The organism is Alkalihalobacillus sp. BA299, assembly GCF_017745675.1.
In the GTDB taxonomy this organism is placed as follows: Bacteria; Bacillota; Bacilli; order Bacillales; family Bacillaceae_F; genus Alkalihalobacterium.
This window is the reverse complement of the sequence record NZ_JAFLJM010000023.1, coordinates 25384-48419: the sequence shown is the minus strand read 5'-3', so window position 1 is coordinate 48419 and position 23036 is coordinate 25384. Positions and strand designations below refer to the sequence as shown.

General features: G+C 37.0%; 23 protein-coding genes and 1 riboswitch. Of the genes, 13 read left to right on the top strand and 10 right to left on the bottom strand.

All coding sequences use genetic code 11. The annotated features are described in order from the left end of the window. Positions 1 to 183: 183 nt before the first annotated feature. Entirely contained in the window at positions 184 to 1542 is a 1359-nt protein-coding gene (locus J0N78_RS22040) for a helix-turn-helix domain-containing protein (RefSeq protein WP_209125272.1), read from the bottom strand. 285 nt (positions 1543 to 1827) lie between these two features. On the opposite strand from J0N78_RS22040, the gene J0N78_RS22035 reads away from it, so the two are divergent. From J0N78_RS22035 to J0N78_RS22025, 3 genes are all read left to right on the top strand, one after another. After that, positions 1828 to 2544: a sulfite exporter TauE/SafE family protein gene (locus J0N78_RS22035; RefSeq protein WP_209125271.1), complete on the top strand. Its 717-nt coding sequence runs from the start codon at positions 1828 to 1830 to the stop codon at positions 2542 to 2544. Between the two features lie 323 nt (positions 2545 to 2867). Next, positions 2868 to 4196: a short-chain fatty acid transporter gene (locus J0N78_RS22030; protein ID WP_209125270.1), complete on the top strand. Its 1329-nt coding sequence runs from the start codon at positions 2868 to 2870 to the stop codon at positions 4194 to 4196. A gap of 51 nt (positions 4197 to 4247) precedes the next feature. Further along, on the top strand, positions 4248 to 5669 hold the full coding sequence (locus J0N78_RS22025; RefSeq protein ID WP_209125269.1) for an amidase: 1422 nt from the start codon (positions 4248 to 4250) through the stop codon (positions 5667 to 5669). A 416-nt stretch (positions 5670 to 6085) separates the two neighbouring features. On the opposite strand, the gene J0N78_RS22020 is transcribed toward J0N78_RS22025, so the two are convergent. Continuing rightward, the gene (locus tag J0N78_RS22020) at positions 6086 to 6754 is read right to left on the bottom strand and encodes a DUF421 domain-containing protein (RefSeq protein WP_209125268.1); all 669 of its coding nucleotides are present in this window, start codon (positions 6752 to 6754) and stop codon (positions 6086 to 6088) included. 409 nt (positions 6755 to 7163) lie between these two features. Here J0N78_RS22020 and J0N78_RS22015 point away from each other — a divergent pair, with 409 nt between their 5' ends. Genes J0N78_RS22015 through J0N78_RS22005 form a run of 3 tightly spaced genes read left to right on the top strand, consistent with a single transcriptional unit; the run spans position 7164 to position 9224 of the window. Then, a complete protein-coding gene (locus J0N78_RS22015; RefSeq protein WP_307794990.1) occupies positions 7164 to 8378 on the top strand; it encodes an MFS transporter in 1215 nt (404 codons plus the stop codon). Between the two features lie 12 nt (positions 8379 to 8390). Then, a complete protein-coding gene (locus tag J0N78_RS22010; RefSeq protein ID WP_209125267.1) occupies positions 8391 to 8597 on the top strand; it encodes a hypothetical protein in 207 nt (68 codons plus the stop codon). 24 nt (positions 8598 to 8621) lie between these two features. Continuing rightward, positions 8622 to 9224, top strand: a complete 603-nt coding sequence (locus J0N78_RS22005; protein ID WP_209125266.1) for a DNA-3-methyladenine glycosylase — start codon at positions 8622 to 8624, stop codon at positions 9222 to 9224. A 77-nt stretch (positions 9225 to 9301) separates the two neighbouring features. Here the strand turns inward: J0N78_RS22005 and J0N78_RS22000 are convergent, their stop codons facing one another. The 3 genes from J0N78_RS22000 to J0N78_RS21990 form a co-directional block, all read right to left on the bottom strand. Next, positions 9302 to 10102, bottom strand: coding sequence for an FRG domain-containing protein (locus tag J0N78_RS22000; RefSeq protein ID WP_209125265.1), 801 nt, complete (start codon positions 10100 to 10102; stop codon positions 9302 to 9304). A 125-nt stretch (positions 10103 to 10227) separates the two neighbouring features. Further along, positions 10228 to 10542 carry a DMT family transporter gene (locus J0N78_RS21995; RefSeq protein WP_209125264.1) on the bottom strand — a complete coding sequence of 105 codons (315 nt, stop codon included), beginning with the start codon at positions 10540 to 10542 and terminating at the stop codon, positions 10228 to 10230. Further along, on the bottom strand, positions 10542 to 10886 hold the full coding sequence (locus tag J0N78_RS21990) for a DMT family transporter (protein ID WP_209125263.1): 345 nt from the start codon (positions 10884 to 10886) through the stop codon (positions 10542 to 10544). Before J0N78_RS21990 ends, J0N78_RS21995 begins: the two co-directional genes overlap by 1 nt. Positions 10887 to 10956: 70 nt before the next feature. After that, positions 10957 to 11053, bottom strand: a riboswitch (guanidine-I (ykkC/yxkD leader). 144 nt (positions 11054 to 11197) lie between these two features. Between J0N78_RS21990 and J0N78_RS21985 the strand changes: the two genes are divergently transcribed. Next, entirely contained in the window at positions 11198 to 11836 is a 639-nt protein-coding gene (locus J0N78_RS21985) for an MOSC domain-containing protein (protein WP_209125262.1), read from the top strand. Positions 11837 to 11951: 115 nt separating this feature from the next. Here the strand turns inward: J0N78_RS21985 and J0N78_RS21980 are convergent, their stop codons facing one another. The 3 genes from J0N78_RS21980 to fdhD form a co-directional block, all read right to left on the bottom strand. Then, positions 11952 to 12188, bottom strand: coding sequence for a hypothetical protein (locus J0N78_RS21980; protein WP_307794989.1), 237 nt, complete (start codon positions 12186 to 12188; stop codon positions 11952 to 11954). Positions 12189 to 12410: 222 nt separating this feature from the next. After that, on the bottom strand, positions 12411 to 13433 hold the full coding sequence (gene moaA / locus J0N78_RS21975; protein ID WP_209125260.1) for a GTP 3',8-cyclase MoaA: 1023 nt from the start codon (positions 13431 to 13433) through the stop codon (positions 12411 to 12413). Positions 13434 to 13736: 303 nt separating this feature from the next. Further along, positions 13737 to 14528, bottom strand: coding sequence for a formate dehydrogenase accessory sulfurtransferase FdhD (gene fdhD, locus J0N78_RS21970; protein ID WP_209125259.1), 792 nt, complete (start codon positions 14526 to 14528; stop codon positions 13737 to 13739). 449 nt (positions 14529 to 14977) lie between these two features. On the opposite strand from fdhD, the gene J0N78_RS21965 reads away from it, so the two are divergent. The 3 genes from J0N78_RS21965 (at position 14978) to J0N78_RS21955 (ending at position 19174) form a co-directional block, all read left to right on the top strand. Beyond that, positions 14978 to 16237, top strand: a complete 1260-nt coding sequence (locus J0N78_RS21965; RefSeq protein WP_209125289.1) for an L-lactate MFS transporter — start codon at positions 14978 to 14980, stop codon at positions 16235 to 16237. A gap of 58 nt (positions 16238 to 16295) precedes the next feature. Further along, positions 16296 to 16664, top strand: a complete 369-nt coding sequence (locus J0N78_RS21960; RefSeq protein ID WP_209125258.1) for a Na-translocating system protein MpsC family protein — start codon at positions 16296 to 16298, stop codon at positions 16662 to 16664. Between the two features lie 152 nt (positions 16665 to 16816). Further along, positions 16817 to 19174 carry an FdhF/YdeP family oxidoreductase gene (locus J0N78_RS21955; RefSeq protein WP_209125257.1) on the top strand — a complete coding sequence of 786 codons (2358 nt, stop codon included), beginning with the start codon at positions 16817 to 16819 and terminating at the stop codon, positions 19172 to 19174. A gap of 63 nt (positions 19175 to 19237) precedes the next feature. On the opposite strand, the gene J0N78_RS21950 is transcribed toward J0N78_RS21955, so the two are convergent. Then, a complete protein-coding gene (locus J0N78_RS21950) occupies positions 19238 to 19699 on the bottom strand; it encodes a DUF421 domain-containing protein (RefSeq protein WP_209125256.1) in 462 nt (153 codons plus the stop codon). 101 nt (positions 19700 to 19800) lie between these two features. Then, complete coding sequence (gene moaC, locus J0N78_RS21945; protein ID WP_209125255.1) at positions 19801 to 20283, bottom strand: cyclic pyranopterin monophosphate synthase MoaC; 483 nt, start codon at positions 20281 to 20283, stop codon at positions 19801 to 19803. Positions 20284 to 20423: 140 nt separating this feature from the next. Between moaC and J0N78_RS21940 the strand changes: the two genes are divergently transcribed. From J0N78_RS21940 to J0N78_RS21930, 3 genes are all read left to right on the top strand, one after another. Next, positions 20424 to 20939 carry a MogA/MoaB family molybdenum cofactor biosynthesis protein gene (locus J0N78_RS21940; protein ID WP_209125254.1) on the top strand — a complete coding sequence of 172 codons (516 nt, stop codon included), beginning with the start codon at positions 20424 to 20426 and terminating at the stop codon, positions 20937 to 20939. A gap of 232 nt (positions 20940 to 21171) precedes the next feature. Further along, positions 21172 to 22329, top strand: coding sequence for an AimR family lysis-lysogeny pheromone receptor (locus J0N78_RS21935; protein WP_209125253.1), 1158 nt, complete (start codon positions 21172 to 21174; stop codon positions 22327 to 22329). A gap of 339 nt (positions 22330 to 22668) precedes the next feature. After that, positions 22669 to 22818: a hypothetical protein gene (locus tag J0N78_RS21930; RefSeq protein WP_209125252.1), complete on the top strand. Its 150-nt coding sequence runs from the start codon at positions 22669 to 22671 to the stop codon at positions 22816 to 22818. The last annotated feature ends 218 nt before the right edge of the window (positions 22819 to 23036 follow it).

Sequence of the window (23036 nt, the reverse complement as noted above, 5' to 3'; positions counted from 1 at the left end):
TTGTTAGAATGTAATAAAATTGTTACATAAGAAATGATATTGTCGTAAATTAGGAGGATTTAATTTACAAAAAAATGTATTTATGGTGCTTTTTATGAAGTAGCTGTAACGTATGATATAGGGATAAGTGCGTAGAAATAGGTGACAGGCACCGTTAATCCATTAAAGCATTAACGGTGCCTGTCACGTGAGGTTAGGTATTAATGGGGGGAGTTGTAAATTGAGTTGATAAATTTGTCTTGGGCGACCTCGACTTATTGGTTGTTCTTCACCGATAATTTTAACGTAATCGTTTTCTTCAAGTTTGCTTAAAATTCTCCTCGCACTTCGTAGTGTGATACCAAAACTACTAGCTAATTCAAGGGCTGTAAATTTTTTATCACTAGAATAGTTGCTAAATGCCAGTAGCTTATTAATCGTTCCTATACTTAAACTTGCATTTTTAGCTAAGGCAATTAAGTTTGGGTCCTCACTTCGAACTGAGTATTTTAATTGAACGGCTTCTCCAACAGGACCGTGTACATTGCCGTCTAGTTCTACAATAAAACAGCTTCCATCCCCAACAGATTTTGCTTTTGTAAATCCTTCATATGCTTTTGTTTCAGCCTCATGAGCCGTACTACCAAAACCAATTCCTAAATAGGGGGAGAGCTTTAATTCTTTTTGGATCTCTAGTAAAACGGGTATTTGTTGGAAGTTTTTTGTATTACTTACGATTTGTCCACGAGTTGTGATAAATCGTAATTCTCCTCGATCAGACCAATCGATTAGGGCCCCAGTTTCCTCACCAAAATCAATAAGGATTTGTTGAAGCTTTAATTTTTTTCGCTGTGTTTGGTAATCTGATAAAGCCCTTGGGCTAAAGTCGATTTCTTCCTTGAAGCCTATAATACCGATGGCAATTTGACTTGCGGCTTGATACATATTTTTTCCTTCTAATACGACTCGTTGAAGAGTATTTCGAATAGATGATTTAGCAGGAGAGATACGGTAAGTAGGTAAGCCGAGTGTTTTTAATTGTTTATAGACAGAATATACACTTGTAATGACAGCCTGTACCTTTTTAGATTGCCACAGATTGTAATGAAATGAGACAAGCTCGTTAAGGTCTTCATTATGTCCACACTCTTTAGTAAATGTATAATCCGTATTTATATCTAATTCTTCTAAACACTCACGAATTTCGGATTCTGCTGGATAATCGACACTAAAAGTAAGTGGTAACGTTGTATCCGTCTTCATTTGTTTTAACATTTGAAATAAACCACGATATATAGAAATTTCATTATATGGAACATAGATCATCGGTTTATTAATCTCTAATTCGTTTTTCATGAGGTAATGATGTGTAATTAAATAGGGAATGGGACCTCCGTATAATAATATATCATTATCCTCTACATATTTGTTAAACAAGTCGATGGCTTCGTTTGGATCATTGTAAGTATCAATAACTATAGATAGTTCATTGATTTGCTTTCCTAATTCCTTTGTTAAATGAACCATGTCGGGTGTAACTAGTGCTGCAACTTTAATTATCACAAAAATCCTCCTCAGAAGGTTCGACATTTGTAAATCCATTTCAAATATTCGTAGAGAGTGTAAGTTCATTTATTTAAGTATACCTATAATAGTAAAAATTTTCAAATTATTTAAAGGTCTATTTACGGACATGGTAACTAATTAAAATATGCAATAATATGTAACTAATCAATATATTCAACATCATTATAGGAGAAAAGGAGGAGGATAAGATTCAAAGGTTTAATATAAAAGGAGGGCTGTGAAGAAAGAGACGACAAATTAACGAATGAGGTAGTGATCCGTATGGAAGGTATAGTCATATCTGCGATGATTGTTTTATTTGCTTCAGTATTACAAGCATGTACCGGATTTGGTTTTTCAATCATGGCTACGCCGTTTTTACTATTCGTATATGCCCCACATGTAGCAATCCAAATCAATATCATTTTATCAATATTAATTTCGGTGTTTATTCTACCCAAAATTATTAAAGATGTGGATAAGAAACTATTAATTAAACTTGTAAAAGGAAGTATTATTGGGGCTCCATTTGGTATTGGTATATTTTTATTTCTCGATGTTCAATTTTTGAAGATTGTTATTAGTTTACTTATTTTGTTTTTAACATGCTTACTTATTTTACAATTTTCAGTCAAACAGACGTCTGCTAAAGATCATATTTCAGGCGGGTTATCAGGTATGCTAACGACGAGTATAGGTATGCCGGGACCACCATTATTGTTGTATTTTTCTGGAGTCAAAATTGAAAAAGCAGTTTTACGAAGTACTACATTAGCTTTCTACTTATTTATTTATGTTGTAGCTCTTGGGATGCAAATTACATTTGGCTCTACGAATAAAGAAATTTGGTTTACTTCATTAATACTAGTTCCAGTGTCGATATGTGGGATGATTTTGGGACAATGGCTATTTAAATTTATTAATCAAAAGGTATTTCAGCTTATAACATATGTTATTCTTGGAGTTACAGGATTCTATTTACTTTTTAGTTCGATATAATAGAGTTTCTCTGTAATTCTTTTTCTATCTCTTGTTTTGGAAGCGATTTCAAAATGTAATAAAAGTTTAGAAACTAACTCCACTATAATCCCTTGTAATCAACCTCTTTTAACTACAATATAAGTTAAAACTAGTAAAAAATATATGAATTGATATGAGTGTATTTTAATTACTTTCGTGTCATCGAGATTTATTTATCTAACTCTATTTTTTTTATTGATAGAAAAAGACAACTCCAACTTTTATTATCTGAAAATTTACAATTGTATAAATTTAGTGGTGTTGAAAATTAGATTTTCATAATTGATTAAGGGGGATTCGATGTGAGATTTATTACAAAACTCTTTACTCGTGTAGCTGAACGATATTTACCTGATGCATTTATTTTCGTATTTGCACTTACTCTCGTTGTATATATTCTTGGTTTGTTGAAAGGGTTTAGTCCAAGAGAAGTGTTGGATTTCTGGGGAAATGGTTTTTTTGATCTTTTAGCATTTACTACACAAGCGATTTTAATTTTAGTGACAGGGTTTGCACTTGCTCATACACCTTTAATAAACAAAGGGTTGAAAGCGTTTGCGAGGATACCGAAAAATGAAATTCAAGTTATTATTGCAACAACGTTAGTCATGATGGTATGTAGCTGGCTTTCATGGGGATTTGGTTTAATAGCGGGTGCAATCGTTGCTCGAGAGATGGGAATCGTACATCGTGGAAAAATTCATTATCCGTTAGTCGTAGCTTCCTCGTATGCAGGGTTTCTTGTTTGGCATGCAGGTTATGGTGGAGCCATCCCAACATTAATAGCAACACCGGGGCATTTTCTTGAAGAGCAAATTGGAGTCATTTCTGTAACAGAAACGATTTTTGCTCCTGCCACTCTAATTATGGTCGTTGTATTAATGATCGTTATCCCGATAGCCATGGTGATGATGAGGCCAAAAGCAAATGAACCACGTGTCAGTCTTCCAGAATCTGAGATCATTAAAGAAGAGGTGGCTAGTGCAACAGAAGAGCTGTCCATAAAAGACATGACTCCAGCTGAGCGTATTGAAAATAGTCGCCTAGTTCCGATTGTTTTAGGTGCTTTAGGGTTGCTATGGTTAGTTAGTTACTTCGGCGCAGGTGGGGCAGTAACCATTAATATAGTAATTATGACGTTCTTTGCTCTTGGGTTGTTTTTAACACCAAGTGTAAATAAATATATTAATTCGTTTACAGGTGGAGCCAAATCATCGTATGGAATTATCATGCAGTTTCCATTTTATGCAGGAATTATGGGAATTATGGTTTCTACAGGACTTGCAGCCGATATTGCAAGTGCATTCGTTTCGGTAGCTAATGAGAAGACGTTACCTGTACTAGGCTTTATCAGTGCGGGGGTTGTTAATATGTTTGTTCCGTCAGGTGGCGGCCAATGGGCAGTTCAAGGCCCAATTATGGTAGATGCAGCTAGTCAACTCGGTGCCGATATGGCAAAGGTCGTTATGGCAGTGGCTTGGGGAGACGCATGGACAAATATGATTCAGCCATTTTGGACGCTCCCTTTGTTAGCGATAGCAGGACTAGGAATTAGACACATCATGGGCTATACAGCGGTGGTATTAATTATTAGTGGAATTGTCCTTAGTCTCGGACTACTTATCCTTTAGTGGCAAGTCAGTTGGTTGCTTGAAAAAATTAGAAAGGGGAATGAAAAGCGAATGACTCATACGCATTTTAAAGGATTAACGAAAATGACTGCAGTAGAATTAAGCTCTTTAATTAAAAGTCGTCAAGTATCTTCTGTAGAAGTTGTGGAAGCCCATTTGAGTCGGATCGATGAAATCAACCCTAAAATTAATGCATTTTGTACAGTGGTGCACGATGAGGCGATTTCAGCAGCGAAAGCAGCAGATAAGGCGATGATGAAGGGGGCTACTTTAGGCCCCCTTCATGGCATACCGATAGCATTAAAAGACTTAACACTAACAAAAGGAGTACGAACAACACGGGGGTCTAGACTGTTTGAGAACTTCATTCCTAATGAGGATGCGGTACTAGTTAAACGAATGAAAAGTGCTGGTGGCATTATTATTGGTAAGACAAATACACCAGAGTTTGGCCATAAAGGAGTGACTGATAATCAAATATTTGGAGCTACCCGAAATCCGTGGAATGTAGAAAGAGTAGTCGGTGGTTCGAGTGGTGGATCAGGTGCAGCGGTAGCAGCTGGCTTAGTTCCAATTGCTGAAGGAAGTGATGGTGCAGGTTCGATTCGTATTCCAGCAAGTATGTGTGGTGTATTTGGATTTAAACCGACTTATGGCCGAGTTCCTGATGTACTTGGTGCTTTTTCTAGTCACTCCCCGTTTTTTCATAATGGACCGATAGCTCGTACAGTGACTGATGCAGCTCTTCTGTATAATGTAATATCAGGGCCACACTTATCAGATCCTTTTTCGATGCCGGAATCAGGAGGTATTCGTACAGCCATTAATGACTCTATTCGTGGGTTAAGGGTGGCGTATAGTCCAAATTTAGGTTATTTTGAAGTGAATCCTGAAGTTGGTGAAGTGTGCAGGCGAGCAGCAAATATTTTTCGTGATTTAGGCTGTCAGGTTGATGAAGTAGATCCCGGTTTTGGTATAGAGGTGGAACACCAGTTTTTAACATTGTGGTATGGTAAAACAGCTGGTATGTATAGTGATTTGTCAGATGAAGAATTTACTTTACTCGAACCTAAAGTTCAAGAGATAATCCTTGAAGGAAAGAAATTGAGTGCTGTCGATTTCTATAAAGCAAATCTTGCTAGAGAAGTAGTTTGGCATAAGTTATTAGAAATCCATAAAAATTATGACTTACTAATTAGTCCAACAACTGCTGTACCAGCTTTTTCTATTGATCAAGGACCACCGAGCTCAATTAATGGTAAGGAAATTAACTCATTGATCGGTTGGTTTCTAACGTATCCTTTTAATTTAACCGGTAACCCTGCAGCTTCAGTTCCATGTGGGTTTTCAAAGGATGGTCTCCCAATTGGATTACAAATTATCGGACGCCACCTTGAAGATGACGTGGTTCTCCGTGCTTGCCGAAACTTAGAGCAAGCTCTCCCTTGCCAAAGGTTAGTAGAGTATGTTTAGAGATAAAGGTTGAATGAGGTGATATTATCCAATGATGAGGTGAGACATATTAATTGTTTCACCTTTTTTGTCGGGAATCTAGGATTTATTGTTGGAAATTCAAAATTTTTTGTACAAAATTTATGGGCCAAATTTGATCTTTACTATTTAATGGTGTGGCACAAACATGAATATTAAAAAGTGTTTACAATCGTCTACAATATCATTTGGTTAGTTATCTCATTCCTCCATTATCCTTTCAACCACTGACCCCATGTATTATTTGCAGCTATCATTTTTCGTTTTTTTACGATCAGCATCCCTGTTAAGGTATCGTAGTAATACTGCATAAAGCTAGATTTAATACGGTTTTGCTTATATTGATATACGGTTTGTTTAAAGGCATGGAGGAAGGGGTGAGCCTTAATTGTTTCAATTTAAGATTGATAAGGAACGATCGATATTGACTTGTCATTATCTTTGATATAAGCATAAAATATGTCTCTGTAATGATGGTATCCATTGTTTTCTAACTCGTTTTTTAACCACTCTTCCGATTTTTCAATGAGTGTTAAATTTTCAAGTTGAACGCTACCATCGACAATGATAGCTAGGGGTAATCCTGTATATTCTACATCGATCTTCATAAGTTTGGGTGTTAACGGCTTCAATTCTTTTCTGGGAATAATACTAATTTTACCATTGGGTTCTAAAATAGCGTACTCAATATCTTGAACATCTGGATATCCAAACGCTCGGACAGTAGATAATAGCTCAGTTAAAGAATAACGAACTTTCTTTAAATTTTTCTGACTAATTTTTCCGTGTTTAATAATGATGGTAGGCTCTCCAATAATAAATCGAGAAAAGATACCATATAAACTTAATTTTGATAAAGTTAAATACAAAAATCCAATAAGAACGATACAAATTACCGCATGAAAAAAGCTGTGAACTTTCACAGCCGCTAAAGCAGCATAAGATAGAAAAATTATGGTAACAAGATCATAAGCTGTCCACTGTGACAATAATGTTTTGCCAAGCATGCGCATAACAATAAAAACCAATATAAATAAGATACCTAATTTTAGTGTTTCAATTACCATTTTCTCACCTTCGAATTAGATATTAATTTTCCATTTAGTTTGTATGCAAAAGTAAAAATCATGATATCCATTTTTATTCCCTAAAAAATAAAACTTATTCCATTTTGACCAATTTTGGGATATAGCTGTATGAAATGATTGACGTGGAACAACATTAAATTCGTTTTTTTGCTTGAAGCTATTTAAAAATACTTCGTATTCAGGTAGCATAAAATTATAGAAGAGATCACCATTTTTTTACAACAAGTAAGGCTTTCTTTAACTAATGCTTTGCGTTTGGCTTTTAAAAATCAATAAAGTTGCAAAAAAATGCAAGTCCAAAATTAATATGACTCAGTTTGTATTATTAATCTCGAATTAAATCTTTCAATCGTTTTGTTTATTTTTACGTAGGAATGGAGGGAATGTAGTGAGAGTGGAGAAGCCTTCGACGGTTACAAAAATAGATCATGTTATTTTTGTACTAGTAACGGTTATGTATTGGTTTACGATATATAGTTATGTTCCTATTTTAACAGCCTATTTAGATTTTTTAGGTGCTACATATTTGTTCATTGGTGTTGTCGTTGGAAGTTATGGATTAATGCAAATGGTCGTTCGACTTCCGCTTGGAATTTATTCTGATGTTATTAAACGTCGGCGCCCGTTTATTATTTTAGGGATAGTGATTGGAAGTATAAGTAGCTTTGGGTTTATCTTGACAGATCAACTAGGCTGGTTGTTAGTTTTTAGAGCAATGGCTGGAGTGAGTGCTGCAACATGGGTCGCTTTTACGGTGTTATATGCGAGTTATTTTTCTAAAGAAGACATTACGAAAGCGATGGGTTGGATCAGTGTCACGATGGTGTTAGGTCAATTAGCAAGTATGATATTTAGTGGTGTATTTGTTGAGTGGTTCGGTTGGTTGTTTCCGTTTTGGCTCGGTGGTTTTGCTGGAATAGTAGGGTTAATCTTATGTTTGTGGCTTAAAGAGGAGAAAGAGAATTCTACTCATGAACCGATTGAGGTAAAAGATATAGTCAGTATTATTAAGGAGCCCCTACTGCTTAAAGTTACGTTACTTTCCGTTTTTGCCTATGCGATTATTTTTATTACAATCTTTGGCTTCACTCCTAATTATGCACTTGAGCTAGGAGCGACAACGGCTGGGTTAAGTTATTTGGTCATAGTTTTTATCGTTCCTCATGCTTTTGCCGCTATAATGGTAGGGAAGTGGCTCACGCCGCGTTTTGGAAAATGGCCGACCTTGCTTGTAGGCTTTATAGTAAGCGCTTTATTTACAGGGACAATACCTCTTATTCATTCATTTAGTGTATTACTCATTACCCAAGCGTTCAATGGATTTGCGTTAGGGCTTGTTATGCCACTGCTTCTAGGAATGTCCATTGAATCGGTTGATGATCAGAAGCGAGCAACGGCAATGGGCTTCTATCAAGCGGTATATGCGGTAGGAATGTTTGCTGGGCCATTTGTCGCTGGGATTTTAAATTCGATGTTTGGTTTGTCGGCTGGATTTTATTTTGGAGGAGTTATCGGCGTTGTGGGTGTTGTTTTAGTGATTATTTGGCAACGGGCACCTCAAAGTCGGAAACGCTCAGAGGAACAGAGAATTGCGGTAAAATAAAGAGAATATTCGTTGTATAACCTAGCTGTATTTATCGCTGTTGAAACGGTGCCTTTGTTGGAAATTAATACGACTTTTCATGACCTTGGTTTAGATGAAATGGATGAGGAATTAAGGATCGTTCATAGACATTATCAAAATGATCCGTCGTATCATGGGGTGGCAGTCCATCATTTGATGAATTGGAAGGCGATGAAAGAGAGTGTTAAGCGTAATTAATAGGGATTGTAAAGGAGTTAAAATATGATATATGTACCTGTACAAGCTTCTTTTTTCGATCAGGCTACGCTAGAGGTGGCCAAGTCATTGCTTGGAAAGTTATTAGTGAAAGAAACGGATCGAGGCGTCGCTTCAGGGTGGATTGTAGAAACGGAAGCTTATATTGGACCAGATGACAAGGCTGCACACAGCTTCAATAATCGGCGCACGAAGCGAACCGAGGTGATGTTTGGACCTCCTGGATATGTTTACACATATGTAATGCATACCCATTGTCTCGTAAATGTGGTGAGTGGGGAGGTCGGCCACCCTGAAGCAGTATTAATTCGAGCTGTAGAGCCATATATGGGAATAGAGCTTATGTACGAGCGCCGTGAAAAAGCTAAAACTGACCGAGACCTTACAAGTGGCCCAGGGAAATTAACGAAAGCACTGGGCATTGTTAAAGAAGATTACGGTCGTCCGTTTTTCGAGCACCCTTTATTTATTGCTGAAGGAAAAGCAGTAAAATCTGAAGAAATTGCCATTGGACCTAGGATTGGAATAGAGAATAGCGGTGAAGCGAAGCATTACCCTTGGCGATTTTTCATAAAAGGAAACTGCTTCGTGAGCGGTGCACGAAGGTGATGTGGTGAAGACTGAATGGTGACAGCTCCTTTAACACTTTATTACATTAAAGGTCCGTCACCATTATAAAACCATTTTTATAACAGGATATGAAGTTTAAGGGATCGGCAAAAACCTTCGAGACCGGGATAAATCGTCTCATGGGTAATATTCATTTGCTTCAGCTTATACCAATAATCTTGGAGATTTTCTTTATTGAAAATGAGCTTATACGTTACGTCATTGCCATTCATTTTGTTGCCTCTAATGTTGTACATTTTTAATATATCATCCATCGTTTTATTGATAACGCTCGGCACAAGAAAAACGCCTTGTTGAATCCGGAGTCGTTCATTTTTTTGGTACGGATCATAACTGAAAATAAATAATTCGGATATCGTTTCTGGTGAAAAGATTGCTTGTTTATAGTGAAAGAAATAATCTCCATATCGATTGTTATCGTATTCTTCAATTTCCTTTACGTTTAAAGCATAAATACTAAAGTCATCCTCGGCACCATCTAATGCGAAAAAAGCGGCAATGTACGGAGAACATGTCCAATCTAATAATCGAGTAGGTGTTCCGTAATCTTGCATAACGGATAAAGGCTCTAAACGGAAGTTGATCCAATCCTTTTCATTTCCATTGGTAGGGGCTTGAAATTCTAAAGATGAATAAAGGTGTGAGGATGAATAAAATTCGTTAACCATCTTATTTTCGATCGTAACACATTCCGTATTTGTCGGTTGATGTATCACTTTTTGAATTTCCCGATACAGAGAGGACTGTAAATCCCAAACTGAATTTCGTTGCCCTCTAAATATCCATTCATTGTAATGTAAATGTGAAATGACATCGTTGAATTCATGCCAGCTTTCAATTTTTATTTCTTTCCACATCAGTAAATCCTCCAAGCCAAAAAGATCTATAGTTTGTCATAAAAAGCTGATTCGAATAAGATTTATTTTGATCTAGAAGCTCGTAATCCATACATAGTTCAGTAGGACAGTCTACTCTGCTCATATTATGAAACTAATTTCAACCCAATCGTAGCGGATATAATGATAAAAATAAATAATAGGCGATACATGTTCTTTGGTTCACCGTAAAAAACAATAGCAAGAATAGCTCCTCCAGCAGCTCCAACTCCAGTCCAAATAGCATAGGCAGTCGACATTGGAAGAGTTTCCATTGCTTTCGCCAAAAATAAAAAGCTAGCAGTAAATGAACTAACTACATACAAAAGGGCTTGCCAATTCCGGTCACTATGAAGTTTATTAATCAAGGCTACACCCATCATCTCAAAGACGCTAGCGAATATCAGATATATCCACGCCATTAAGATTCAACTCCTTTATCTCCTGATTCTTCAGGGGTTACAAGCTTTAACCCAAGAACACCGATTAATAAAAATAAAATAAGTAGTAGTTTAACGGTTTGAATCGCTTCGTTGAATAGAACAATTTCGGCTAACAGGGTTCCAACAGTGCCTAGTCCGACAAATACAGCATAAACCGTGCCAACGGGGAGCTTTTGTCCTGCCATGATCATTAAGTAAAAGCTGATGAAGATGGCTATCGCTGTAGCAATCCACGTCCAAAGATTATCGGAATATTTTAAGCCCATGACCCATAGGACTTCAAAAAAAGCTGCAATAAAGACACTGATCCAAACTTTATTCATAGAAAACACCTCTTGTCTTAATACCTTTTTAAAATCATCAAAAAAGCCAGAGAAGATATGATGAACAATATCCTCCCGGGCTTTTATCCCTCCGTGAACACAGCAGAGCTGTGCGTTTTCTCTCGGACCAGACCAGATACCGCTGCGGAACCCTAGAAAACTACAACTTATAATTAAAGCAATAATAAAGTAAAAAGGAGTTTTTGTAAAGAAGAGTGTAAGTGGTCGCATCTTTATTTCGCTAAAGGTGCCTAACACCCCTTTGTCCATTATGGTAAAATAATGAAAAAAATAAGTAAGGAGCGGTTCAAATGTCGATGATGAGTTGTACTTCCATACAAATAGGTAAGCCAAAATCAATAGAGCATAACGGGAAAGAAATAAAGACGGGTATTTATAAAGCTCAAGTTAAGGGGCCTGTTTTTATAGGAAAACTAAACATTGAAGGCGATGGACAAGCAGATTTAATCAATCACGGAGGAAAAGATAAAGCGGTTTGTGTGTACCCTTTAGAACACTATGAGTATTGGCAAAACGACCTAAATCGAACGATGAGCAATGGCTCGTTTGGTGAAAATTTGACGGTAAAAGGCATGTTGGAAAAAGAGGTTTGTATTGGGGATACATATAAGATTGGCGATGTCATCGTTCAAGTTAGTCAACCACGGCAGCCTTGTTTTAAACTAGCGAAAAGAAATGGGGCTGACGACCTCGTTGCTCATGTACAAAACACAGGATATACAGGTTATTATTTTCGCGTATTAGAAGAAGGGTTTATAGAGGTGAATGACACGATTGAGTTAATGAAACGTCATCCTAACAAAATAAGTGTCTCCTATGCTAACACCATTATGTTTAAAGAAAAAGAAAATGTGGAAGGTATTAAAGCGATCCTGGCCGTAGACGAATTGTCAGACAGCTGGAGAGAAACACTGCAGAAGCGGTTATAAATTAAATGATAATAGTAAGAAAAATCGAAGAACTTAATTTATGTTTTATTGAACAGAAATTGTATTAGATGGAAAAAGGGTGACCATAGCAATAGCTCAGGTCACCCTTTTCATTTCACTTCACAAGAAGCTGTAATTTTTCATTACGGCCTTCTTGCTCTTCTTTCGTTGCTAAATCATACTTTTTGAGTAAGTGAAACAATTCATTGAGCTGAGCTTGGCTAAGAGGTTTATCCAATAGGCGCTTAGTTGCTTCGTAAAGCTCAGTAGGCAAAAATGCTTGTTGGTCGGCTAATTTCTTTCGTACATCCTCTAATGGATGGTCCAATTTACATGAACTCAATTTTTTCACTCCTTATGTATCTGATGGCAGGCACCTTTAACACAATTCAGCGTTAAAGGTGCCTGTCATCAGCATTGTGTTTTATCCCGTTTAACTGGCGCTAAGATCCCACTTCAAGGTTTTGAGGAAACATGAAAAGCTAAGTGGGAGATAAGCACCAGTAACAACCCGATTGGTTCAACTAACATTAAGTGGGGGATGAAGGAACCCCCCATTTAATGAAGTTTCACTTTATCCGCCGATGTGGGACATTTCGACTTTTTTACGTTTGTGTTTTAGGCGACTGCGGTCAACGGAATATTGGTCTTTTCGTCCTTCCCAAATGTGTTGAATATGTGTTGACACTTCTTCGTCAGATAGCGAAGAACGGACAACATCCCGCAAGTCATGGCCGACAGATGAGAAGAGACATGTATAGAGTTTCCCTTCTGCTGAAATGCGAGCACGGTTACAGCTTTTGCAAAATGCATCAGTGACCGATGATATTACGCCGATCTCCTCTTCAGAATCGACATAACGGTATCGTGTTGCGACTTCTCCAACATAATTAGGTTCAATCGGCTCAAGTGGCATAACCTCGTGAATATCAGCGATTATTTGTTGCTTTGAATATACATCATCAAGGCGCCATTCATTCGTATTTCCAACGTCCATAAACTCTATAAATCGGAGAATATGACCTTTTTCACGGAAAAATTTTGCCATTGGTACGACTTCTTTTTCATTCATCCCGCGCTTAACAACCATGTTAATTTTAACCTGTAGGCCAGCGTCTTTTGCTGCTTCAATCCCTTCAAGTACTGCTTTTACGGAGACACCTCTGCCATTAATTTTGCCAAATAATTCGTCGTCAAGGGAGTCTAAGCTAACGGAAACCCGCATTAACCCGGCTGCTTTTAAAGCTTTAGCATGCTTCGGAAGGAGTACACCATTTGTTGTCATCGCAATATCCTTAACGCCTTCGATCGCGTTGATTTTTTCTATGAGGTCTGGTAAATCTTTACGCATCAAAGGTTCTCCGCCTGTGATGCGAATTTTCTTAACACCTAGAGAATGCACGAAAAGTCTAGTTAGCCGTTCAATTTCTTCAAATGATAAAATTTCATGCCGTTCTAAAAAAGGATAGTCGGGTCCGAACAGTTCAGCAGGCATACAATACGTACAGCGAAAGTTGCATTTGTCTGTTACGGATATTCGTAAATCACGAAGTGGTCGATTGAATTTGTCATAGACAGTTTGACTTTTGCTCACCATACCTGCCTCCTTTTTAAAAGAATAAGAAAGTTTGAATTTCGAGGATGTCTAGCTGCAGTGCCCACCGACTAGCGAGACTTCCCTCACCTCCGTACGATAAGTCAACATCGGATCGCTAGCGATTCTCCGTGTTTCCTTTATCTCCTGCGGTTCAGTCCAGTCCGTACATCGGTAAACGGACGCTTACGCTTTTCTTAATAAAATGTATTCGTTTTATATAGTATAAAGCATTTTGTGTCTAACGTTAAGTATATGTCGAAATTGGTTATATTCCGAATGTTTATAATTTCTTAATGAATGAATTTAATCTTCAACAATTCGGTGCGGGTGAGAATACACATTAAAGGATGAACCTCGTATAAAACCGACTGCCGTTATATTTAAATCTTGGGCGAGTTTAATCGCCAAATCTGTAGGAGCAGACTTTGAAAGTACGATGCCGACACCGATTTTAGTAGCCTTTGTTAAAACTTCTGAAGAGATTCTCCCACTAAAAACGAGGACTTTATCCCGAACTGGAATTTGGTTTAATAAGCAATGTCCGTATAGTTTATCTAACGCATTATGGCGTCCGATGTCAGAACGCTCAACAATCAGGTTATGAGTGTCACCAATAGCGGCATTATGAACGCCACCTGTTGATTGAAACACGACACTATTTTGTTGCATCTTGCTCATGAGATTTATACATTGTTTTCCTGTCAGGGTAGTAGTTGATGTTGAAGTTTTCGCCGTTCTTACATCATTGTGAAAGTAAAATTGTCTACTTTTTCCACAGCAGGAACCAATAAATCGTTTTGAATAGTATTGTTGACTTGTTACTTGATTTGCATGCAAATCGATGTAAGCAAACCCTTTACTTTCATCTATTTTTAAACTTTTTACATCATTTTTTGTGCGAATGACACCTTCAGATGCTAAAAATCCGATGACCATTTCGTTAAAGTAGGTGGGGCTACAGACCATCGTTGCAAATTCCTCATTATTCACATAAATGGTTAATGGAAACTCACTAACGATTTCATCTTCGATACGACTGAGCTGGCCATTTTCGTATTTTACGATGGGCCATTTTGCACTTATTTTCTCTTCCATCACTGTCCACTCCTAATGATTTTTCCTAACTTCCCTAATTATGAAATCAATATAAACATAATTTATTCTATTAAACAAGTTAAACGTGTTATCTAAAAGCCACCTGACAATTCATTTAATTTTTTTAAGAATTATTTGTAAAAGTATTGAAATTGTAAAAAAATCGCGTTATATTATTATTGTTCATAAATCTGTAACATTTAAGATCCGAGATAGCGAACCTGTCGTCGATTTAAATGTTTACTAGATAGATGCGAAAAAAGTTGGTATAAAGTAGAGTTCCTGCTTAACACTAACCGTCGCCGTATACTTACTTAGATCAGGATGTTTTTGAATGAAAACGTTTCCTATCGAAAGGTAAGATTACAGCGGCGGTTTTCTTTTGTCTAGGGAAGATTCGAATGATTGTTCAAAATGAAAATGAAACGACGAACGAAAGGAAGATGAGTATGGAAAATACAAAAAATCGTTGGTTAATTGCTCTAGCCGCAGTAGGAATACATATATCGATCGGATCGGTTTACGCGTGGAGTGTATTTACGAATCCGTTGCAAGAACAATTTGGCTGGAGTTTAAGTGCCATCTCATTGACATTCAGTATTGCGATTATCTTTTTAGGGTTATCAGCGGCATTTATGGGACATTTTGTAGAAAAACATGGTCCTCGTAAGTCGGGTCTCCTTTCAGCAGCATTTTTTGGAATTGGTTTAATCGGTTCTGGGATAGCTATTAATATGGGGAGTTTAACATTATTTTATATTACTTATGGAGCGTTAGGTGGGATTGGACTAGGTGTTGGTTATATTACACCGGTCTCAACGCTAGTTAAATGGTTCCCAGACCGTCGTGGTCTAGCGACAGGACTTGCGATTATGGGATTTGGTTTTGCTGCGATGATTGCTAGTCCAATTATGGCCAATTTAATTTCATCCCTTGGGATAGCGAATACATTCTTTATTTTAGGAGCGGTTTATTTTGTCATTATGACAGTGTCTGCCTTGTATCTTGAGCGTCCGCCAGAGGATTGGCTACCAGATGGATTTAAACAGCAGGTCGCAACAGGGGCTAAAAAGCCTGCTGCTGATTTATCGCAATTAACGGCTAATGAAGCGATTAAAACGAAACGCTTTTATTATTTATGGGTGATGCTATTTATTAACGTTACATGTGGAATTGCGGTTCTTTCTGTAGCATCACCGATGGCACAAGAAATTGCGGGACTATCTGCAGCCGCAGCAGCTACAATGGTAGGTTTAATGGGGTTATTTAATGGGGCTGGACGTTTAGGTTGGGCATCGATTTCAGATTATATTGGTCGTCCGAATGTGTATACAGCATTTTTTGTTATTCAGATTGTGACATTTTTCTTATTACCTAGCATTACTCATGCGCTTCTGTTCCAAGCAGTACTATTTTTAATTTTAACGTGTTATGGTGGAGGCTTTGCGTCGATCCCAGCATATATTGGTGATTTATTTGGAACAAAACAGCTTGGAGCGATTCACGGGTATATTTTAACTGCATGGGCTGCAGCTGGTTTAACTGGCCCGATTATCGCCTCTTGGGTCCGTGAAACGACAAATAGCTATGCTGGAACACTGTACATTTTCGCTACGATGTTTATTGTAGCTCTACTAGTTTCATTAGTTATTCGATTGGATATTAAAAAACTAAGAGAGCAAAATGCGGCAAACAAGCTTGCTAGTTGACAAGCAATGTACGAATGACTACTCTTTTAGGTAGAAAAAGTAAAAGGGTTGACGTTAAATGAATAAATATGAAGCGGAATTTAGTAACTTAGTTCGTTCGTTCCGAAAAAAGCATATGGGGAAAGGTCCTAGTAAAATTTATACGAAATTTTGCAACAACTGGGCGATTTGTGAGATGGAAGGAAATCTTTCCCCGATCGAAAAGTTTATGGCAACGGCAGATGAAGGAAAACAGATGTTACGTGCAGCAAGAACAGAGATGGTCAAGGAAATGTACCGGAAGAATCCGCCTGCTGAAATGGAGGAGTTTTTACAGTGTAAATTTGTTGAGCTCTTCGTTGATATTAATATCGAAAAGGATTTAGGCATGTCCATTTTTGTATTTGATGAAAATATTGAAGAAAAATTTTGTAAACCGAATAGCTAGGTTTGGCACTTAGCAGCGATCCTGCCGAAGACTTAACCACCGACTGACCTTTCCATTAAGATAAGAGATCTCGGTGGTTTTTTATTTCTAAAAGACTGTTCACTTAAATAAGTAATAAATAAAAGGTTTGTCAGAATGAAGGAGTGTTCAAATTGGGAAAAACAAAGCATCCAGGTCCGATTAAGAAAGCGAAAATGCCAGATCCGAAACATTGGGTTAGCCCTGTGCCATTCGGATTAGGTAAATTAAAGCCTAAGCACATTCGTGATTCGTTTAAAATCGCTTGGGATAATAAAGATAATTTAGGTTATGCTTCAAGAATTATTACACAAGGTGTATGTGATGGCTGTGCACTAGGTGTAGCCGGTCTTTATGACCAAACATTAACTGGGCCACATGTGTGTACTACTCGTTTAAACGTTCTTCGTTTAAATACAATGCCTGCAATTAAAGAAGAAATTTTACATGCAGATATCGATGAGCTGAAAAAGTATGACAGTACAGAACTACGCCAGTTAGGTAGAATTCCATACCCATTAATCCGTAGAAAAGGAGAAAGAAGGTTTTCACGCTTGACTTGGGACGATGCGATGGACATGATCGCAAATAAAATGAAGAAACTTAATCCGAAACAATATGCATTTTATTTAACATCAAGAGGAATTACTAACGAATCGTATTATGTAGCCGCTAAAGTTGCGCGCTTTTTAGGGGCAAACAATATTGATAATGCATCACGAATATGTCATTCACCAAGTAAAACAGCGCTAAAGCGTTCAATTGGGGTAGGAGCATCTACGGTCAACTATCAAGACTGGATCGGTACAGATGTACTTTTATTCTGGGGAAGTGTTGCATCAAACAGTTCACCCGTTTCATCCAAATATATGCTAGAAGCGAAGAAACGTGGAACGAAAATTATTGTCGTTAATCCGTATAAAGAGCCGGCAATGGAAAAATATTGGATTCCATCTAATGTAGAATCTGCGCTATTTGGTACAAAACTAGCGGATGATTTCTATCAAGTGAATATCGGTGGTGATATTGCCTTCATGCACGGTATTATGAAGCACTGGTTTGAGATGGAGGAAAAATCGTACGGTTCTGCGATTAATCATGAGTTTGTAGAACAGCATGTAAATGGTTATGAAGACCTAAAAGTCAATGTAGAAGCACAAAACTGGGATAATATTGTAAAATCTTCAGGCATTTTAAAAGAAAGAATTATCGAGTTAGCAGAATTACTTGCGAAGAGTAAGAATGCTGTCTTTGCTTGGGCATTAGGATTAACGATGCATTCGTTTGCGACGGATAATATTTCTCAAGTCGCAAATCTTGCACTATTACGTGGTTACTTAGGTCGTAAGCATGCAGGTCTGATGCCGTTCCGTGGTCACTCGAGTGTTCAAGGAAGTGGCGAAATGGGTGCCGATCCTTTCGTTCTTCCTGGTGGCGATTTCTACGGGGAAAATATTGACCGGATTGAAAAGTTATGGGGCTTTAAACTTCCGGAATGGCAAGGAGATACAGTCGGTATTACGTTAGAAAATATCGTACTACCAGAAGGACATGAACGAAAGGTAAAACTATATTACATGTCTGGTGGTAACTTTTTAGAAACGATGCCAGATCCTCATTTTGTTGAAAAAGCATTGTCTGAACTTGATATTCGCGTGCATCAAGATATTATATTAAATACTTCAACGTTAATAGATGCGAAGGAAGCAGTCATCGTCTTACCGGCGAAAACGCGTTATGAGCAAGAAGGCGGCGGAACATCAACGTCAACAGAGCGGATGGTCTATTTTTCTCCTGAAATTGAAGGAAATAAAAATAGAATTGAAGAAGCTCGGACAGAATGGAAGATTTATATTGATTTAGCAAAACGAGTCAATCCTAAAATGGCACATTTAGTAGATTTCAAAGATGCGTATGAAGTTCGCGAAGAGATTGCGAAAACGAACCCGAGTTATGATGGTATACAACATTTGAAAAAGCAAGGAGATGTATTCCAATGGGGTGGCGCTTGGTTATGTGAAGGTGGCATTTGTCCGACACCAGACGGAAAAGGAAACTTGATCCCAGTTGATATTCCTAATCTCGGAAAGAAACAAGACCAATTCCTTCTTACGACTCGCCGTGGAAAGCAGTTCAACTCAATGGTTTACAGTAAAAAGGATCCTTTCAATGCTGCGGGCCGGTACGATGTATTAATGAACGCAGATGATGCGAAAGATTTAAGAGTAACTGAAGGTGAAGCAGTAGTTGTCTATAACGGATTTGGCGTTTTCCAAGGAAGAGCTAAATTCGTAAATATCGCTCGTGGAAACGTTGAAGTCCACTTCCCTGAAGGTAACTTCCTCCTTCCAAGGGGGAGATATGAAAAGTTTGCACGGATTCCTGATTATAATATCGCGGTGTCAGTTGAAAAAGCAGACCGCTTCAATGCTCGTAAAGATCGAAAATACCTTGAAAAACCAATCGAAGACTTAGAAACGACCGTAGGTTAATGTTTCTATAAAATAGAAGAAACTAAATGAAAGGATAAACTTTCATTTAGTCTCTTTCTATCTTTATGATTGTTCGTTTTCTTTACCAAACACACTAAATTTCCCATTTGGTTCAATAATAACGGTTTCTACTTCTTTTAGTGACTGAAATCCTTTTGCTCGTAATTCCTCGTCAAGTTCATTTTTACTAATCCTCGCTTTACGTAATCCATTCATCAAAAGTTTTCCTTTTTTTACTAATTGAATCGGGCTGCCTTGGACGATTTTTTCAAATGTTGAATTTTTTAGAGAAAGCAAGCTTAGTGTAATTTGAGCCAAAACTAGCGCTACAATCGCTACAATTGAAATCCAAACATCTAACTCAGGGTCAGATAATGGCTTAGCGATTAATGCACCAATTGCAATTGCGACGACTAAATCAAAATCTGTTAATCTTCCTACCGCTTGGCTTCCCATAACACGAAAGGCAACTAACCCGACTGTGAATAATCCAAGTGCTTTTACAAAAGAGATAACGTATTCCAACTTTATCCTCCTATTCAACAATACCGTAATGGATCTTAATAATGACAGTATATCCAATTAAGTACGTATTAAATGAGGACTTCCTAAAAGAAAAATACGTTTTACCTCGAAAAATCGCCGCTTTTTCCCCCAGATTTTTGGACGAGGAAGGTTTGCCCGATGATCATACCTTTATCTACGGCTTTACACATATCATAAATCGTTAATGCGGTTGCGGATGCTGCCGTTAAAGCTTCCATTTCAACCCCAGTTTTTCCCGTTGTTTTAACAGTTGCCTCGATATGTAATTCATAATGATCGGGTTCATTCGTTTCCCATTGAAATGTAATATCAACCCCAGTTAGCTGCAAAGGGTGACACATTGGGATCCAGTCTGATGTGTTTTTTGCTGCCATCACACCGGCCACCTGGGCAACAGCTAAAACATCCCCTTTTTTAAATGATCCTTCGATAATCTTTGTATAGATTTCTGGATTGACTTTTATACTTGAATGAGCAACAGCAATTCTTGATGTGACTTCCTTTTCAGAGATGTCGACCATCTTTGCTCGGCCTTGTTCATTAAAATGGGTCAGTTCACTCATGGTTCTTCCTCCTTTTTTGCTCCATCCATTTTACCACGAACGGATTTCAAAATGCTAAATTTATAAGGAAAAATTATGTATCCAAAGCTAGATTTGATATAATTAAAAGAAGACTTGTGTAATAAAAAGGGGATGTTGAAATGTCAACGGTTGAGCATAAAAAAGAAGCACCTAAATCAGTCAATTGTATGATTATTACCGTTTCGGATACACGAACGTTTGATACTGATAAAAGTGGTGGACTGATTAAAGCATTGCTTGAAGAGAATGGACATGTTGTAACCGAATATCAAATTGTCAAAGACGAATATGCAGGAATTCAAGGCTTGCTTAAGGAAGCAGAAACTCGGTCGGATATTGATGTAGTTCTTTTAAATGGTGGGACAGGAATTGCGTTGCGCGATACAACCTTTGAAGCCGTTAAGGATGTTTTACATAAGGAAATGCCTGGATTTGGTGAGATTTTTCGGTACTTAAGCTATGCAGAAGATATCGGAACAGCAGCGATATTAAGTCGTGCGGTTGCAGGCGTTTATGGTTCGAAAGCGATCTTTTCTATGCCGGGGTCTTCAGGTGCAGTAAAGTTAGCGATGAATCGGATCATTATTCCTGAAATCGGTCACGTTGTACGTGAAATTCGTAAAGATTTAAATTAACCATTTCCGATAAAGGACTAGACGCATTATCGTTTAGAACTTTTTGTATAGGTTCGAGAAATGGAATAATTATTAATATATGCACTATTATAACATTGCTATATAGTACATTTTATCTATGAAAAATGATTTTCACGGCTATTTTTTATGATATAATTAAGGTAACTATCTATTCAATACTACACATTATATTTAACTTCTTATGCTATTGAATGAAAGGGTTCCTAATAAAATGTTAAAGCAAATGATAAAAAATGAGTTAGAAAAAGAAAAAGTTTTAGCTATAAAACTAATTAGCATAACTGGACTAAAGAGTAAATCTTCTTTATATAAATTTCTTAATGAGCCAGACCGTGAAATGGATCACTTTGAAGGCTTATTAAAGATGGTTCGTTATCTTTTTCCTAAACAAGAATTTGAGATCATGGACGCCTACTTTCGTAATGTTAACCCGAATGGGAAAACGGCTAGAATTAGCCTTGAGTATGCGACGATTAATCGCTTAAATGATTTGAAAGTATTCATGTTGGGAAAATTAAAAATGTGTTCAAATGCTGAAAGTAAAGAATGGGCAAAAACGTATGAAATTGATCAACAAGTAATGGATGGTCAAATTTCACCAACTGAAGCTAACATTCTACTGAATGATCTAAAATTAAAAACGATAGAAATGAAAGTAATAGCAAAAGTTTTTATGATCTATAATTATTATGATTTGAAAATGTTAGATCGATGCCAACAAGTCGCTTCTTTAATAGAGGATGGACTCTCTCAACTTAAAAAATATCCTTACCTAAAGAAATCGTTAGTATGTCGAATTGGACTTATTAATATGCATATAGGGAATCGTGAAGAAGGGATACTAAGTGGAGAGATGGTCATAAATAATGCAGTAAGCCAACTTACTGAGGCTACTGCAAACCAAGTTCTAGGTATATTGTCTATAATCGAAAGTTATGAAGTTGCGTATAATTATCTCTCTAAGGCATTAAATATATACAATGAATTGCAATCTCTCAAAATAAGGGGAACACAAAGGACAATTAATTTTCTTCAAAATTATTGGAAAAGAGAGCCTGAGTATTTAGATTTTAAATCAAAGGAAATAGATGATCGACATGAGATAGCTTTTTACTATATTCAAAAACAACAGTTTGTTAAAGCGAAAGATATACTTCACGAAATAGAGTGTGAAATTGATGAAATGCCTCATATTATTAAAGGCTTCCATTATTTCTACCGCGGCCTCATTTCAGGACGTCGTGAAGACTTTTTTGAGTCAGTGATTCAGTTTAAATATGCCAATCAAAAAATGTATTATCATTTTCCTTTACTCGAGTTAAAAAAGCTCGGTGAGGATGAATTGACGTTAAAAGTATTAGAAATTTAATAGAGAATCTACAGAAATCAATGACGCTTTCTACATAGAAAGTGTCATTTGTCGTTTAATGAGAAGTTTCCAATTTTTTAATTTTAAAAATTGGGAAACTTGCAAGTCTATTCAATCAAACTAGACATATATTGATAGAGGGGGACTCGGCTTGAATGTCATCTATCCCGTTTAACTGACGCTAAGACTCCCACTTCAAGGCTTTAAGGAAACAAAAAAGACTAAGTGGGAGTTAAGCGTCAGTAACAACCCGATTGGTTCAACTAACATTCAGTGAGGGATGAAGGAAAATTCCCACTGATTGAAGTTTCACTTTATCACACAGGGGAGTTGGAGTTAATGAACATTGGGACAAAAGTAAGGTACCAAAATAAGCTATATACCGTCTTTTGGGTTTATGATAGTGGGTATTGCGAAATTAAAGAAATTGATTATTTTCATGTCATTTTAGCTAAAGCATCGGAGCTTGAAGTTGTTGAATCAAATTAATTGTTTGGAAGATAAAAACAAGATTTTAGTGCTTCCAATCAGTGGGGATGTAGCTAAAACCTCACTGATTTTTTATGCTAATCGTATGATCATAATATTATTAATGGTTTAACGTTTAGTGTATAATAATACATGATAAAATACATATTCTAACGTAGTTTTGCTAGTCTTTTTATATGATAAATATATAAGGCTCTTTTCTAAAAGGTTGTTGCTTT

What these genes read in the sequence shown, in the direction of transcription:
- J0N78_RS21995 (WP_209125264.1), bottom strand. Translation starts at nt 10,542, where the DNA reads ATGGCGTGGATATATCTGATATTCGCTAGCGTCTTTGAGATGATGGGT.
- J0N78_RS22025 (WP_209125269.1), top strand. Translation starts at nt 4,248, where the DNA reads ATGACTCATACGCATTTTAAAGGATTAACGAAAATGACTGCAGTAGAA.
- J0N78_RS21990 (WP_209125263.1), bottom strand. Translation starts at nt 10,886, where the DNA reads ATGAATAAAGTTTGGATCAGTGTCTTTATTGCAGCTTTTTTTGAAGTC.
- J0N78_RS21935 (WP_209125253.1), top strand. Translation starts at nt 21,172, where the DNA reads ATGTTAAAGCAAATGATAAAAAATGAGTTAGAAAAAGAAAAAGTTTTA.
- moaC (WP_209125255.1), bottom strand. Translation starts at nt 20,283, where the DNA reads ATGAGTGAACTGACCCATTTTAATGAACAAGGCCGAGCAAAGATGGTC.
- J0N78_RS22000 (WP_209125265.1), bottom strand. Translation starts at nt 10,102, where the DNA reads ATGTGGAAAGAAATAAAAATTGAAAGCTGGCATGAATTCAACGATGTC.
- J0N78_RS22020 (WP_209125268.1), bottom strand. Translation starts at nt 6,754, where the DNA reads ATGGTAATTGAAACACTAAAATTAGGTATCTTATTTATATTGGTTTTT.
- J0N78_RS21960 (WP_209125258.1), top strand. Translation starts at nt 16,296, where the DNA reads ATGAATAAATATGAAGCGGAATTTAGTAACTTAGTTCGTTCGTTCCGA.
- J0N78_RS22035 (WP_209125271.1), top strand. Translation starts at nt 1,828, where the DNA reads ATGGAAGGTATAGTCATATCTGCGATGATTGTTTTATTTGCTTCAGTA.
- J0N78_RS22005 (WP_209125266.1), top strand. Translation starts at nt 8,622, where the DNA reads ATGATATATGTACCTGTACAAGCTTCTTTTTTCGATCAGGCTACGCTA.
- fdhD (WP_209125259.1), bottom strand. Translation starts at nt 14,528, where the DNA reads ATGGAAGAGAAAATAAGTGCAAAATGGCCCATCGTAAAATACGAAAAT.
- moaA (WP_209125260.1), bottom strand. Translation starts at nt 13,433, where the DNA reads ATGGTGAGCAAAAGTCAAACTGTCTATGACAAATTCAATCGACCACTT.
- J0N78_RS21985 (WP_209125262.1), top strand. Translation starts at nt 11,198, where the DNA reads ATGTCGATGATGAGTTGTACTTCCATACAAATAGGTAAGCCAAAATCA.
- J0N78_RS21940 (WP_209125254.1), top strand. Translation starts at nt 20,424, where the DNA reads ATGTCAACGGTTGAGCATAAAAAAGAAGCACCTAAATCAGTCAATTGT.
- J0N78_RS21930 (WP_209125252.1), top strand. Translation starts at nt 22,669, where the DNA reads ATGAACATTGGGACAAAAGTAAGGTACCAAAATAAGCTATATACCGTC.
- J0N78_RS21965 (WP_209125289.1), top strand. Translation starts at nt 14,978, where the DNA reads ATGGAAAATACAAAAAATCGTTGGTTAATTGCTCTAGCCGCAGTAGGA.